Source organism: Flavivirga algicola (assembly GCF_012910715.1).
In the GTDB taxonomy this organism is placed as follows: Bacteria; Bacteroidota; Bacteroidia; order Flavobacteriales; family Flavobacteriaceae; genus Flavivirga; species Flavivirga algicola.
Window position 1 is genome coordinate 171,997 of sequence record NZ_JABBHF010000008.1, and the last position, 16,099, is coordinate 188,095.

Below are 16,099 nucleotides of genomic sequence, written 5' to 3' on the forward strand. Positions count from 1 at the left end.
TATAGAAATATAAATCAATGGCTCAAAACAAATACTTTAAAAATAATGACCACTAAACAATTGAGAATTTGATTGGACATGTCACAGGTTATTTATTCCATAGGACTAAATAGAACTAATCTGTGCATAAATTTTAGCATAAACTTAACCCTACATTATAAAATGAAAAATAAAATTTTCCCTATTTGTATGTTGGTATTATTAGCCACATGCATCCAAGCGTTAGCACAACGCCCATTTTTTAACAAAAACAAAGATATTTTAATAGCTCAATTTGATAGTAAACCAGATCCAGATGATATTCATGCACAAGCAGCTTTAGGCTGTATGCTAGCACACCCAGATCTTGCAGGCGTAAACTATTTTGCGGTTGCAGGAGCCGTAGGCATTCAAGGCGGACAATTTATAGACTCAGACGCACTGTTTAACATGGCGTTTGGTAGCAATAATTGGACAGATGCAGATGCTAACTGGTCGGCATCGGTGACTAGAATAAAAAACAAAGTGATACCAGTTCTACAGAATGGTGGTAAGGTATGGGTTCAAGAAGCTGGTCAGTCCAATATAACAGCAGATTGGATTGCACAAGTATTACAAACTGTTTCGGCCAATACTGTGAAGAACAATGTGATTGTTGTTCAACATAGTAATTGGAATGAAGACAAAACAGCATCATCAGACCTTAGCTACGTAAAAAATAAAGCAAAGTATTTTGCCATTGATGACGGAAATGCTCCTTTTGGTGCTAATTGGGGTGATCGTGGACCATGGGAAACACCAGAATACAGATCTAGAGCAAGCACATGGATAGCTCAGGCAAAATCTTCAGTAAACCCAAAAGCAAAACAACTTTGGAGAGAAGCAGATAGAGTTATTGATGCTATGTGGCCAAATGGATACCCCCACGACTGGTCTCATATTCATTATGATGGTGTTGATTATTCAGATTGTGCCGAAAACTGGTGGATTTTCAATATTGGAGACAAAGCAAATAGTAACCCGAAATTTTGGAGCAGATATGTAATAAATACACCAAACACACCTGGTGATAATGTAACAGGCGTAACCATTTCGCCAACAGCTATAACTATAACTGAAAATCAGACATCAACCCTTACGGCAACAGTGCTTCCAGCTACAGCTAGTAACAAAAATGTATCTTGGAGTTCAAGTAACGAAGCAGTAGCAACTGTGAACTCTAGTGGTGTTGTAACTGGTGTTTCTCAAGGAACGGTAACCATTACGGTAACTACACAACAGGGCAGTTTTGAAGCATCTTCTTCTATAACCGTAACGGCTGGAAATGGAGATACTCAAACATTTAGTGCCATTAACGATGCTTATTTACAAGGAAACACACGCTTTAATACTGCCGACCTGAGAGTAGAATCTGGTAATAGGGTTTCTTACCTTATGTTTGATCTTAGTTCTGTTTCAGGTACTATTACTAGTGCCAAACTTAAGTTATCAACAAGTAATGATCCAGGAAATGGCACTATTAATGTAAATTTGGGTAATGGCAATGGTTGGACAGAAACCACATTATCTAATACAAATAAGCCTGGTTCTGGTACACAATTAGGTACATTAAATTCAACTTATGCACTAAATCAATCGTACACATGGACATTGGATCCAGCACAAATTAGAGGAGGAGATAAATTAAGTTTAATTGTAGTAGTTACAGGTGGCAATGATGTGTCCTTTGCTTCTGATGAAAATACAAATGCTTCTAAAAAGCCAGTATTAACAATTACTACTGCTAGTAACCCTTCGTCAATACAACCTGCTAGTGTAACTGTAAACCCTGCTTCTTTTTCGCTTCAAACAGAACAAACAAGAACTTTAACTGCTGTTGTACTTCCTGATAATGCAACAAACAAAAACGTTATTTGGAGTTCAAGTAATACAGCAGTAGCGACAGTGAGTAGTAATGGAATTGTAACTGCAGTCGCTAGAGGAAATGCAACAATTACTGCAACAACAGTTGAAGGAGGGTTCATAGAAACTAGTGCAGTTACTGTTGTTGGTTCTACAAATACAGATTGTGATAAGGTTTTTGAAGAAAAAAATGGGATTGTTGCAGTTGAAGCAGAAGATTTTGTGGGGCAATTAAAAATTAACGAAAGAGAATGGTTCACTATTGGTACAGGAGCAGCAACACCTACGCCAGACCCAGATGGTAACCATACGGGAGCTGCTAGTGGAGGGAAGTATATTGAGTTATTACCTGATACACGCGTAACACATAGTGATCCATTAATAAATGGTGTAAATTTTTCTAACACCCCAGGTGTAGCAGGCGTTATAAATTATAAAGTTAAATTTAATTCTCCTGGAAAATATTATGTTTGGGTACGAGCTTATTCTACTGGATCTGAAGATAACGGAGTCCATGTTGGAATTGATGGTACATGGCCCGAGTCTGGAAAAAAAATGCAATGGTGCAGTGGTAAAAATGCTTGGACATGGGAAAGTAAGCAACGTACAAATGCTAACCATTGTGGCGTAGAAAAACAAATTTTCTTAGATGTACCATCTGCGGGGATACATACTATTTCTTTTTCGATGCGAGAGGATGGTTTTGAAATGGATAAGTTTATTTTATCAAAAGCATATACAAAACCCTCAGGTAAAGGGGCTGCCCCTGTTGCGGTTACCTGTGGCGACAATGTGGAAGAGACAATTACACTTTCTCCAATTCATGATGCTTATCTACAAGGTTCTATGAACTTTAACAACACTATTATCAGAGTGGAATCTGGAAAAAGAGTGGGGTATCTTAAGTATGATTTAAGTAATATTTCAGGAACAATAACTAAAGCAGAACTGAAAATGACTTGTAACGGTGATTCTGGAAATGGTAATATTAATATAAACTTAGGTACTTCCAATAACTGGACAGAAACAACATTGTCTAATGCAAACAAACCAGCTTCGGGTGCGCTTTTAGGTAGTCTTAATAGAACATATAGTATTGGAACAAATTATACCTGGCCTCTTGACGAAAGTGCATTTAATGGAGGTGGGGATATAAGTTTGGTTGTTGTTTCTACAGGCGGTAATGACGTGGCTTTTGCTTCTAAAGAAAATAACGTTACTGAGCCTCAGCTAGTAATCACCTATACTACCCCTAGTATAAGAAAGGTGTCGGTTTCGAACAAGTTTTCATCAAACCAACCAACTGCTGAGCTTTTTCCTAATCCAATCTCAAAAGGAACATTTGAAATTAGTTTAAAAGACAGCAATAGTTCATCGAATATAAACATATATGATAGTACAGGACGACTGATTTATAAAACTGTCACTGATGAAAAACAGCTGACCCTTGACTCAAGCATTTTTGTATCAAGAGGACTTTATTTTGTTAATATTTTAAATGATAATAATAGTCAGACAATTAAAGCAATTGTTAAATAAAATCATTTAAGAACTGAAACTTCATAAAGTATATGATCATATGAAAAGTGTAAAATTTATACTAATACTATATGTATTTTTAATTGGAGCCACTGCGCTAGCGGATCCGCCACCTGCGCCTCCTGGGTACAAGTGGCAACTAACTGAGCTGTATTCAGATGAATTCAATGGTAATAGCCTCGATCTTAACAAATGGAGAAAAAAGCATCCCTTTTGGAACGGCAGGAAGCCAGCTTGGTTTAATCCTGATGCAGTTTCTGTGAGTGATGGGTATATGAAGATTACTAATGGTATTCTTAGTAACCCTTTTAATGGATACGACATCTATGGAGGGGCTGTGACTTCAGTGAATGAAAACACCAAGTTTGCTTATTACGAATGCAGATTAAAAGCTTCTTCGACCAGAATGTCAACTACATTTTGGCTAGAAAATAGAAAGGCGCCTTTACCAGGTGGTTGTGGAGGAGACACCTATAGCCAAGAATTGGATATTGTAGAAACCATTGGAGATGCTACAAACTTGCCTGTTTTTGCGACTCACCAAAAGTCCAATACGCACTTTAGGTGGAGAAATTGCAACGGTGGTAATGAGCAATTCTTTTCTAAAGGAACCACCACAGGACCTATAAAGGCTATAAACAGTTCTGGTCAAGAGGTAAATCAGCAGAGTGACGAAGGTTTTCATACTTATGGTGCATGGTGGCGTGATTCTAAAGAGGTGACTTTTTATCTTGATGACAAAGAAGGTGAAACGGTTCAATTTAGAACCGATAAAACCTCTACACCTTTTAATAGGGGTATGTTTATATGTATGGTGACCGAAACATACGATTGGGAACAGAAGCCTACCAATGCCTCATTAACCGATCCTAACAGAAATACATCTTACTACGACTGGGTAAGAGTTTGGACACTAGTGCCAGACGATGGTAGTCCAATTGCAGTGACAGGTATTTCGGTTTCTCCAGGGACAGTTTCATTGGATGTAAATCAAACAGAGTCTTTAACAGCTGTAGTATCTCCTTTTAATGCTACAAATAAGGCCGTAGTTTGGAATTCAGACAATACATCTGTGGCTACTGTAGATGCCAACGGTCTCATAACAGCAATTTCTGCTGGTAACACTACAATAACAGCAATTACTGATGAAGGCAGATTTACCGCTACAAGTATTGTTACAGTAAATACATCAAATACAACTCAAACAGTTACGCTTTCACCTATTCATGATGCATATACCCAAAATGGTATAAATAAGAACAATACCCTTATACGTGTTGAGAATACAGGTAGAGTGAGAATAGGGTATCTTCAGTATGATTTGGGTGGAATCAATGGTGTTATTTCATCGGCGCAATTGAAAATGACTTGTAATTCTGATGCAGGAAATGCAGCTTTGGCTATTTCAGTAGCACTAGGTAGCGGTAGTAATTGGGCCGAAGGCAATATATCCAGTGCTAATGCACCTTTACCAATAGGAACACTGGGTACTAAACAAGGTCCGTTTAGTCCAGGAACTATTTATACCTGGAACTTAAATGCTGGTTTATTGAACGGTGGTGATAAAGCAAGTATAATCATTACCGCTTCTGGTAGTAATGATGATGTCGCTTTTGCTGCTAAAGAGCATAATATCACCGAGCCACAGTTGATGATTACTTACAATTCGGCATCAACAAGCAAAGGGCTTAAAAAACAATCAGATATTTCTACATTAACGTCTTCTGAATTAAAAGTTTATCCTAATCCAATTGTTGGAAGTAGTTTTGTAGTTGATTTGAGTGGATATAAAAGTGATGTCCAAATCAGTATTTATGATATACATGGAAGACTTTTATACGAGCATGAATCCAGTCCTGAGAAACTGAGATTAAAATCAGATATTTTTCAAACAACAGGGCTTTATGTATTTAAAGTTAAAAGCCTTTCTTTAGGTGATACAAAATCACTACTAATAGCTGTAGAGTAAGCAACTGTTTTATACCACCACGTTTAACGTGGTGGTATTTTACAAATGGTTTTTTATGTTTCTTATATCTTTTCTGAAGTCAGGTTACCATTTTTTTACTTTAAAGTTTTTTTATTTATAGGTTAAGCAATCTTAATTTCTTATAAATCTATAATTCATTTTTCGGAGCGTTCTACGTGTTTGCAAAATCAGGAAAAACACCCTTTTTTTAAAGGGCTTTGCCTGAGGGCTTGAAGGTGTACTCTTTTTACATTTGTGGTAGCTCTCCCGCTCACTTTGATTAAAAGAACAAAAGTTAATTACAAATTTAATTTCTATTAACCTACATCAATGATAGAACCTACTTTAAAAGAGCTGGGCAGTCAAACACTAACGTGCATGCAGCTAAGTTCCAAGCAAGCTGAATTAGATATTTTACATATTGGAGAAATTTCAAATTGCCTCTATGCTTTTTTTGAGACAGAGGATACAACTTTAAACCCTGCAAACCTCGAGGCTTTTGGTAGCAATTTTGATATTGTATTAATAAATAGTGATTGCCAAATGCATAGCAATTGCCCCAGTACAGTTAATGATACCGAGCTTAAAGTAACTTATACAAAAACGCCACCATATATTAATAAGAGCTCAGGTTTTATTGATTCTTCACTTATTCCGATACTTTTAAAGTACCTCTTAAAAATAAAAAGCACCTTCCATGAACTAACTGGTGTTGATAGTAAAAATAATATAAACAGCTTCTTAAAGCAGGTGGATACTGTTATTGATGAGCATATAGACGACCACTCACTTAATATGGAGCGCCTGAGTTATTTGCTTGGTATGAGCAGAAGTACGTTTAGCAAACGGGTAAAAGAGTATACAGGACTTAAGCCAACCGAATATGTTAATGAATATAAGTTAGAAAAAAGCAAGCATTTTTTAATAATTACAAATTGGCAAGTGAGTAGAATATCAGATGTTTTGGGCTTTTCAACACAGCAATACTATTGTCGTTTATTCAAGAAAAAGGAAGGCATAAGCCCATCTCAATTTCGAATAAATAATAAAAACTCAATAGTGTAAAACATTAACTCAATAGTTCAAAGGAAAATAGAAAAAGAGAAATAATTTTATCCGAATATGAAACCACACCTCATTATAAAGCTAAATAAAATTAATCAAGTGCCCCAATTTAAGTATTGGGAAAACTTAATTGAAAACAAACAAGGGGTGAGTAAAAATTTTGTGCCTTCAATAGATCGTGTGGTGAGAGGTAAATATAACATTGACTTTTTTGTAAGCAATAATTATCAACCCAAAGAAGCCCAATGGTCAGAAGTAGAATTAAAGAATGATCTAAATAAGGTTTATAGACTCATATTATTGACCAATAACCCAGATATACCAGAAGGTCTTATAGAAGAAATTAAGATTTTACCAGAGGTTGCCTTTGTGAAAAAAGGACAGATAACAACAAGTAATATTCCTGATCAACAGTATTCAGATTCTCAAAGTTTAAGTTCCAAATACATAAAAAATGCCATTTATTTAAAAGAAGCGCATAAAATAACAATGGGACACCCCGATGTTAAAATTGCTGTTTTAGATACAGGCATAGAAACTGGCCATTCAGAATTTGATAACCAATTTAGGTTTGATAAAGATTTTGTGAATATTATTGATGGAGCCTCTCAGTTTGTAGGGGATTTTTTAGATATGGACGATGTCCCAGATGATCTTGTAGGTCATGGAACTCATGTTGCTGGTATCATAGCATCTAAAGGACGTAAAATGCCTATAGGTGTTTCTCCGAAATGCCAGATCATTCCTGTCAAAGTTTTAGGGGCATTGAAAGATAAAGGGCAGGTAGTAGGAGCAGGGTTGATAGACGATATCGATGCTGGTATTAAATATGCTGTCGATAAGGGAGCCGATGTCATTAATATGAGTTTAGGTATAAAACACCATGGAGGCGGATTGCCCCATGAAGATATTATTGCTTATGCTTTGGATAGTGGTGTTAGTGTGGTAGCAGCATCTGGTAATGATGGTAAAAAAGATAAATATTATCCAGGAGCACTCAAAGGCGTTATTGCCGTAGGCGCTTCAGATTATATTGGACATATAGCCCCGTTTTCTACGTTTGGAGGGCATGTTTCAGTAACGGCTCCAGGTGTAAATGTATACAGCACCTTTTTAAATAATGGCTATGCCATGTCTTCTGGTACATCACAAGCATCTCCCTTTGTGAGCGGTACCATAGCATTACTTAAATCGTATGCTATAGAGAAAGGTAAAACCATTAAAAATGAAGACATCATTTATATTTTAAAGCAAACATGCGATAAGTACTCAAATCGATATAAAGATGAAAAATCAGGATTCGGTAGAATTAACATACTCGATGCCTTAAAAATGTTACGATATAATTTATAAAAGTAAAATTATGATACAAAACGGAACCCTTAAAAGTATAATAAGTAGTAAGTCCATGGCGCCTACATATTATAAAAAGATTGACAGGACAAGTGATTTGCTTCGAACCGCATCTACTTCAACCAAATCTACATTTAGCTTGCTAACATCTAATTATTATATAGCGCCTTCATCGGTGACATTCGATAATATGGTTGAAGAAGCTATTTATGAATTAAATAATAGGGTTGTAAGAATGGCTCCGCCATCTAAGGTAGATGTTATTACGAAAAGCATTATAGAAAATAGTATTTCATACCCTAGTAATATTAAAAACGCTATTAAATCATATCTGGAAAAAGAGTCCTATACAGGCGTATTGGTTAAAGTAGCATCGCAACTTAATGCATCACGTCTGGATGCTTTTTCGCGGGCTATCCTATCTGAAGAAGGGATATTCTTCTACCTCGCGTACCGTGCTATTGTTGGTCACGAAGTAACCGATGAATCGGGTATTTCTACAAAGATGTTAGATGCATTAGGAATCGTGAAATCTTATATCAATGTAACACTTGTTAGCAAGGTAATTGCATCAGAAAACCTAAGTGTTACAAGCAAGGAAAAAACACATTTAGAAAAGTATTTCTCTAATAGAGAGATAAGTTATAGTTCTGGACAACCAGAAATAGCAATAACCGAATACATTGATAAAATTAAAAGCAGTGGTAGCCTTTATAGATTGGTTGTAGAGTTTATTAACAGTGATAAGGTAAACCTAAAGCGTGATGTTGATAAAGAAGCATTGGTTCATAAAATGGTTGAATACTTAGTAAGCATAGGTTATGTGCATAAAGAGGATGATGATAGTAATAATGATAGCGGAGGAGAAAATCCAGATAATCATATTGCAGATGACTTTGATGAAGCTATTAAAGGTATAGGTCCTAAAAATCAAAAGAAGTTTTTCGAAGCAGGAATCCTTCGTTTCTATCAATTGGCAAAACATAACAATGAAAGTCTTAAAAAGACTTTGAACGAGGAAGGAAGTGCTTTTGATTATACAAATATTATAGAGCAAGCTAAACTTATTTCAGAAAGTAAGTTTGAAGAACTAATCGAATTACAAAAGAAAATTAAATAAAAATAATATTATGAGTACAGATGCAATTTTATGGCATACGCTGAGCGAGGTTCTTGAAAGCTCTGGTAACGTAACAAGAGACCCGGTTAAGAATGTGTACTATGATGAAGTCAATGATTTTGATCATGTAAATTCCTTTCAGTTTTTAGATCCTCTTAATTTGCCTGGAGGCACTATAAATGTAGTAAATATACAGAACGCAGCATCTTTATATGCTATTATGATCCTAGGTGATGAGATGGGCATATTTAGGGTAGCTGATACCATTTTAAAATATGTTACCATGGGTAGAGTTGATGTTGAATCAACTACAACAGCCACCCGTTTGTACAACTATATGCAATTAAGGGACAATAGAACATCTTTTGAAGAGCGTTCCATGTGGTACAAGCAAGTATTTAATATAGGTAATGGTAATACAGTATCCGATATGGTTGTAAACGAAGGCTTCCTACCACTTTGGGAAACATATATGGGAGAAGTCATTAAGTATATTGACAAATATGAAGGCGCAGAAGATCCGTTGCGTGTTTCAAAATCGGGAATCCATCAGGTAGTCACAGATTTACAACATAACCTATCCAGGGCAGCAGCAGGTATGGTAAAAATATTTGTTCCAGAAATGTATGCACATTTGGAAGATGCCATAGGTATTATTAATGCCGAGGAATTAAGAGACCAGCTTGGACATGGTATATCTAGGGACTTATGGAACATTGTAGAAAGTGTTAGTGCAGAAGAGTTTAGCTATTACCCAAATACTTCAGCATTAAGGACTATTGCAGACTCAGCAAGAAATATCATTTTAGATATAGCTACATATAACCAGGTAACATTTAGTGAAGATCAATTTCAAGCTATGGTAAAGAATGTAGAAGCCTTTATTATAGCACAAAACCAATTACAAGGAGGTAGTACTGGAGACTATAACGAAGGAGACGATTATGAGGGTGATTTGGAAGAGCTTCAGGAAGCAGAAGATAATTGGGATTTCTAATCATTAAACCAGATTGTAAATTATGACAGATCCTAATAAAATAAAAGACCTGGCACGAACCCGTGCTAGAGAGATACTGACAAATAATGATACATTCAAGAATATGAATGTAGAGGATCAAAAGAAAATGTATGTCAGTGTTGTCGAAGATCAAATAGAGGCACTTAAAAATAATGGAGTGCCAGCTTCCAATGGACAATTGTCCAAAGCGAAAAAAGCTTCAGACCTAATTGACGATAAACGCCATGAGAAGGGGTTTGAAGATGGCGTTGATGCCTTTGAAGATCTTGTGGATTCTGTAGATTTTCCTTTATTCGTAAGGGATTTGATGAAATCTGTATTCGATGCCAATATCGAAGTGATGCAGGCGCAGACCCAAGATTATATCACTTTGATGAAGGCCGCAACATCAGAATTGTCAAAATTTATCAAAGCCATAGATGACACTGCAGCATTTGCTTATCTGGCAGAAAATAAGTCAGATGAGTTCGGAGTTATCATGGAAGAAGATGCAGATGGCAATGAAGTCATGCAACTTGGAAACCCCAATGGAGAAGCTGTTGATATAGGTGATAACCAAGTTAAAGCTCAAATTATGGATGCCAAGATTAAAATGGCACAGGAACAGCGAGCCATTTTAAGGGAAACCATACTTAAAGGGGTAACAAGATTGGTTGTTGAAAAAGGGGTTATTGAGGCCGAAGTGAATTTTGAGTTCCAGGGTAAACGTACTGGGGAGAAGAAAGACAAGGCTCTTGAAAAATCGTCATCATCAGAAGGGACATCGAAACGAGCAGGAACTGGGTTTTTATCTAAATTAGTTGCTAATGCAAATTATGGAAATACAAAAAGTAAGCAAACAACAAAATTTAGTGTGTCTTCTGCTAAAAGTACTTCAGAAGATGAACTTAAAGCTAAGTTGAGAGGTTTTGTAAAACTTGAGTTTAAGACTGATTATTTTAAGTTAGACAATTTTGCTCAAATGTATTCGGCACCATCAGAAGACGAAAAACAAGCAGCTTTACCAGCTGGATAATATTTATTAAAGAAATCTATGGCTCTGGCATATTTGAAGTATAACGGATATGAAGATGGACATTATATATTTTATGCCGATACAGGAACTGCCAAATTTTTTAGATATGTATTGGGTGAAAAAAGCATAAAACTGCGGGTAGGAGATAGAGATACCATAAAAGTGCTTTCAGGAAATAAAAAAACGTCTAGTTTATATAAAGTAAATGAAACATTACATGGTTTAACGAGTCTTTTTCCACTAAGGATTCCAGAACATGAAATAACCGATCGTATAAAATATATACAATTATATAGTTTCAATGATGCTAAAAATAAAGCGCCAACTGTTTCAAATATTCTAAGGTTAATGCTGGTTAAAAGGCATAATTCTGAATTTGCAGGAGTCACTTTGACTTTAGAAACAAATAAAAAATCAATTGCAAAAGATTATAATACCATGCAGAATATTCAATTAAAAAATAAAGCATTAAGTTATCGTGAACCACCGTTAAGCAAGGTCATGTTTTGGAATGCTCTGGTTGGAGCACTGCCAAATTTATTGCAACAAGCAGCTCCCATTCTAGGAGGCTTATTAGGAAATTTAAATCTTGGCGGAACTAATAATGGTCAGCAAACTCAACAGTCTGCCGATATCACCAATAAAATAGTGGAAGTGTTACAGGCTATATCGAATATGAGTCAAAATGTGCAACAGTCTGGAACACAATCATTACAACATTTAAATTCGACCTATAATATAAAACCAGAAACACTTTTGGGTTTACAGCCTGTTCTAGAAAAAATTTTAACCCCAGAAGCTATCGAGGCGATTGGTGACGATTCACAAAAGTTATATATGGCAATTAAAGATGCTGTTCTATTAACAGAAGGAAGAGAGACATCCTTAAATGCTGTACCTATTTCGAAATCATCTTCAAAAAGCATAAAATCTGATTTTTCTAAAGCCAAAGTAGCCCCTGCTTTATTAGCTGCATTACCAGCTTTAATGCCCGTGATAGAAAAAGCTTTGAACCCAGAACTTATAGAAGCAGTAGGGAATCAACCCGTAAAATTATTTAAGGCCATTGGGGATGCTGTTTTAAAAATGGACGAACAAGAAATAAAACATTTAGAGGCTATTAATCCAGGTGTAGATTCTGCCGACGATATAAGTAAACTACTCCAAGGAATGAGTGTTTCCAGATCACTTTATCAAGAGGATATTATTACATACAATTTGGTAAAAGAGCTTAATCTCAATTGTATTGGTACAAAAACGGTGTTTTTCAAAAATAAGAACCGGGTATTGTATACCAAAAACAGACAGATTTTATTGCCATTTAGCATCACAACTAATAAAGGAGAGCGTCTCAACAAGAAGATACCGCGCTCAATAATCCAAATTCTTATTAAGGATCCTAAAACATCGAAATTGGTGTTTAGAAAAACCATAAAGTTGGTTGATATTGATATCTCCCAAGATATTCAAGAAGCTTTCATTACAACAAAAGAAAGTCAAGGAATTCCTTGTAATACCGAGTATAAATTGGAAATATCTTATATCTGGAAATCAAAATCAGGTAAAAATATTGGTGTGCTAAAAAATCAATATATACACTTTATTAAAGATGTTATTTACGATAGGATAGGAGATCGTATTGGAGATACGATACCATTTAACAATATAAGTGTCCATAGGAAATTTTGGCATAAAATATGGGCTGGAGGCTATTCTAATAGCCCAAGATGGGAAGTTGCTTTCGATATTCAATACATTTTAGCTTTAAGTACCAAGGAATCTGGTATTGCAAAAATGGAAACCAGAACATTGAAAATATCCGATAATATTGAAGAAAGCACACAACATCCTAAGCGCCGTCGTATTCATTCGCGACTTAAAAGTGGTTTTGAACTAAGCTTTAAGGCCATAAATAGCATACTGCAACTATTAAATCAAGAACAATTAGACGGAGAACTCCTTGGTGCATTAAAACATAGTGATGCAAAGAAATCATTTTCATTATCGGCAAGATACCGAGCCGAGATGAAAGGTCGTGAAGGAGATACATCAACACTTTGGTGCTATCCAGAGTTTGTGCTTCGCAAATTACATATGTACAAAGTTGAAATTACCAATGACTATGGACAAGTTATTTCTATGGCTCCTCAAGAGTATATTATTGCTATGCCCGAGGCCATTCATTTTATAGGAACTAAATCTGAACGTTAATTATGGAAAATAAAATACCTGATTTATCAAAAATGGCTTCCACAACTTTGGAAATGGATCCCATATTGATAGATGGACAAAAGATACTTTTTGACAAAAAAGTAACGCTAATGCCAGTAACATTAGAAGAAAAAGAAAATGGTTATGAGTGATTATATAGATGAAGATTTCATTGAGTTTAGTGGGTTCTTAGAGGAATTCACATCTATAGATCAATACATGGAGGCTAATTTTGAGCAACAAACTTTGGCGATGCAAGTTGAAAAAATTAGGACAGAAACCCCATGTCAATTAAATGTGGAAGTTGATGATAGTGGAACGGTTAAAATTGGGAGCATACCACCAATGTATTATGTAGAGACCTCTTTTATGCCTGTTTTTCATAACATAAAAATAAATTTCGAACTCGTAGAAAATAAATAAATGGCAACAGCAAACAGGTCTTGGAATCTTGAGTCGTTTTTAGATTCATTAATTGTTGAGCTTGATAAAGCAAGAGAAACACTTGCTATCAAAGCGATTAACAAGCCTTTGACCTATGCTGTTAAAGATGTTAATTTAGAAATGCAACTGTTCCCAAGTTTCGATGGTGATAATGTTAGCTTTATAACAGCTCAACCAGGACAGGAAGGGGCTTCTAAAATAGCCATTCAATTGGGGTCAATAACAGACCAACAGATTAGAAAAACGACAAAAGAGCCAACAACAACGCAAGATGTATCAATAGATCTCATCGATGAGATAGATACAGATACCAAGAATACACTTCGTAAGATAGGCGTGACATCTGTGAATGACTTGGATAAAATACAAAAGAAAAATGTCGATTTATTAAAGGCAAGTAACAAAAAAGTAGATTATGGTAAGTTGGCAAACCTTCTAAATAAAGCACGTCGTACAGAAAACCCACCTAGGGTTGGTCGTGTAAACTTTAATATAAGCAGAAGTGCTTCAACAATCGATGTAGAAGGTGATAACTTAATATTTGATAAGAAGTATAAGCCAGTTGCTGTTTTTAATGGTGAAATGGTAGATTTTACATCTGCCACCAAAAGCAACCTTAAGATTCAAATCGATTCAGATAAGGTTAAAGATAAAGATAATGAGCTTATCGTGATATCAGACCCATTTACACTGTTTAAAATGAAGTTAGATAATTAAAATTAATAATAAGCGATGAGAAAAAGATCATATAAGAGTTTTGTAATGAATTTTTCGGTTAATAAGGCTAAGAAAAAACATAGGTCGGTATCTAAAAATGATAACCGAGTTGTCCTAGAACCAAAAATGGAGTCTAAGAAAAAAGCGACTATTGTTGTATCACATTATGATGAAAACCAGTCTATATCGTTAAGCCTGCCTGAAAGTCTATGTTCCGATCATTCACCCAATGATGAAACCTATGGAAACCAAAATAATAATGGAACATCCATATCGCAGCAACCCAAACGATATGACAATATTGAAGATGCGATTATAGTAAGCGGTTCACAATCGGTTTCCAGCAACACAGAACCATATAGTGACGCGAATAATTATTTTATAGCAGCGCATGATGAATTGGAAGATGATGAAGATAAAAATAAGGCATTTTTGTTAGCTAAATCTGTAGACGTAAGTCCGCAAGAAACACAACAGGAGCAAGAAGTAAAGGGTGAAAATAATCCGCAAGAGGCACAAAACACAGAAAGTCAAGTTGAAGAAGTACAAAACCCGATTGAATTAGATAGAGAAGCCGATAAGAAATTTGAAGAAGATTTGCGGGCCATTTTAAGTCAAAAGACTACCAATGACAAGAAAAGAGAACAAAACGACCCTGCCGAGGCATCTAAGAACAAAGATAATGGGATTGTTGATGAATCGGATGAAGCATTTAAAAAAGAACTAAAAAACAGACATGCCATTTTTGACCAAATAGCACAAAGTATGAAAATGGCAGATGCTTATGATTTTGGAGCCATAGCAATGAATAAAAAACTAGATAGCTTAGAAGAAGAAACGAATGAAGATTTTACCCAGAAAATTGAAGAAGTTTTAAATAGAGAAGAAGAAAAAGAGAGACCTTCATATTCAGGGAAAAGAGAAGATGATAACAAGATACTTACCGAAGATTTCTTAGAAGACATAAATAAATTAAATGAACTTTCTTCCGAACAATCCGAAAATTCACAAGACTTTGCAGAAGATGCTATTATTTTAGAAGACACCACAGAACCTAAAAAAGAAGAAAGTATAAACGAGCCCAAATCTGATAGTTCGAATCAGCTCTAATTTTTAAATAAAAAGAATAATATACGTAATAACCTAATAAAATAAATATCATGAATAATAATAGATTTTTATTTCTGGAAGAAGAACTGAAGGGATTTTCAGAACATCCTGACAATAAGTTAATACAAAAGAAAAAACTTTCCACTCAAAAGAACCCGGCAGCAGGTGTTGCTGTAGCTGGTGCGGTTATTGCTGGCGCTGGTGTGGGATGGCAAATTTTTGAGTTTGCCTGGGCACAAACAGAGGGAGATATTAAAGTGAAATTAGCTAGAATGGAAGGGGCTAAACTTCCTAGCGACGATAAATCTTATCAAAACAAAGGCGTTTGGAAAAAGAAAACAGTAAGAATTTATGAAAAATATGGAAGCCGAATAGGTGATGAGATTTCGGCAAAATTCGATTTATCTTTTAAGTACAATGATTATGGTGTGGGCTATATAGACATTGATCATGTAGAATCCAATGATGCAATTGCTTTTGGATTAAATGTGGAAGCTAAACTTATGGCAGACCCTAATAATTATACATCTAATAATGGCGGGCAATCGATGTCCATGATAGAAGTAACATTTAATTATCGTTTTACACATTCGTGGGAAAATGATGTTATTAAGGTTAAACGTCTAAAACTATATGGTGATGGTACCGTAATTTAAA

13 protein-coding genes are annotated in these 16,099 nt (G+C 35.4%); all 13 read left to right on the top strand.

Annotation, left to right across the window (positions count from 1 at the left end; translation table 11 throughout):
- The first annotated feature begins 162 nt into the window (after positions 1–162).
- The 13 genes from HHX25_RS14795 (at position 163) to HHX25_RS14855 (ending at position 16,098) form a co-directional block, all read left to right on the top strand.
- On the top strand, positions 163–3,420 hold the full coding sequence (locus tag HHX25_RS14795) for a CBM96 family carbohydrate-binding protein (RefSeq protein ID WP_169675102.1): 3,258 nt from the start codon (positions 163–165) through the stop codon (positions 3,418–3,420).
- Positions 3,421–3,460: 40 nt separating this feature from the next.
- Entirely contained in the window at positions 3,461–5,389 is a 1,929-nt protein-coding gene (locus tag HHX25_RS14800) for an Ig-like domain-containing protein (RefSeq protein WP_169675104.1), read from the top strand.
- Positions 5,390–5,719: 330 nt separating this feature from the next.
- Positions 5,720–6,454, top strand: a complete 735-nt coding sequence (locus tag HHX25_RS14805; RefSeq protein ID WP_169675105.1) for a helix-turn-helix domain-containing protein — start codon at positions 5,720–5,722, stop codon at positions 6,452–6,454.
- A 57-nt stretch (positions 6,455–6,511) separates the two neighbouring features.
- Positions 6,512–7,807: a S8 family peptidase gene (locus HHX25_RS14810; RefSeq protein ID WP_169675107.1), complete on the top strand. Its 1,296-nt coding sequence runs from the start codon at positions 6,512–6,514 to the stop codon at positions 7,805–7,807.
- A 10-nt stretch (positions 7,808–7,817) separates the two neighbouring features.
- Entirely contained in the window at positions 7,818–8,927 is a 1,110-nt protein-coding gene (locus tag HHX25_RS14815; protein ID WP_169675109.1) for a hypothetical protein, read from the top strand.
- Positions 8,928–8,937: 10 nt separating this feature from the next.
- The gene (locus HHX25_RS14820; protein ID WP_169675111.1) at positions 8,938–9,924 is read left to right on the top strand and encodes a hypothetical protein; all 987 of its coding nucleotides are present in this window, start codon (positions 8,938–8,940) and stop codon (positions 9,922–9,924) included.
- A gap of 22 nt (positions 9,925–9,946) precedes the next feature.
- Positions 9,947–10,960 (top strand): hypothetical protein, encoded by a 1,014-nt coding sequence (locus tag HHX25_RS14825; protein WP_169675113.1) that lies wholly within the window; start codon positions 9,947–9,949, stop codon positions 10,958–10,960.
- A gap of 18 nt (positions 10,961–10,978) precedes the next feature.
- Positions 10,979–13,171 (top strand): hypothetical protein, encoded by a 2,193-nt coding sequence (locus tag HHX25_RS14830; protein ID WP_169675115.1) that lies wholly within the window; start codon positions 10,979–10,981, stop codon positions 13,169–13,171.
- Between the two features lie 2 nt (positions 13,172–13,173).
- Positions 13,174–13,323: a hypothetical protein gene (locus tag HHX25_RS14835; protein WP_169675117.1), complete on the top strand. Its 150-nt coding sequence runs from the start codon at positions 13,174–13,176 to the stop codon at positions 13,321–13,323.
- Positions 13,316–13,594, top strand: coding sequence for a hypothetical protein (locus HHX25_RS14840; protein ID WP_169675119.1), 279 nt, complete (start codon positions 13,316–13,318; stop codon positions 13,592–13,594). Before HHX25_RS14835 ends, HHX25_RS14840 begins: the two co-directional genes overlap by 8 nt.
- Positions 13,595–14,332, top strand: coding sequence for a hypothetical protein (locus HHX25_RS14845; RefSeq protein WP_169675121.1), 738 nt, complete (start codon positions 13,595–13,597; stop codon positions 14,330–14,332).
- 15 nt (positions 14,333–14,347) lie between these two features.
- Positions 14,348–15,442 carry a hypothetical protein gene (locus HHX25_RS14850; RefSeq protein WP_169675123.1) on the top strand — a complete coding sequence of 365 codons (1,095 nt, stop codon included), beginning with the start codon at positions 14,348–14,350 and terminating at the stop codon, positions 15,440–15,442.
- Between the two features lie 50 nt (positions 15,443–15,492).
- The gene (locus HHX25_RS14855) at positions 15,493–16,098 is read left to right on the top strand and encodes a hypothetical protein (RefSeq protein WP_169675125.1); all 606 of its coding nucleotides are present in this window, start codon (positions 15,493–15,495) and stop codon (positions 16,096–16,098) included.
- The last annotated feature ends 1 nt before the right edge of the window (position 16,099 follow it).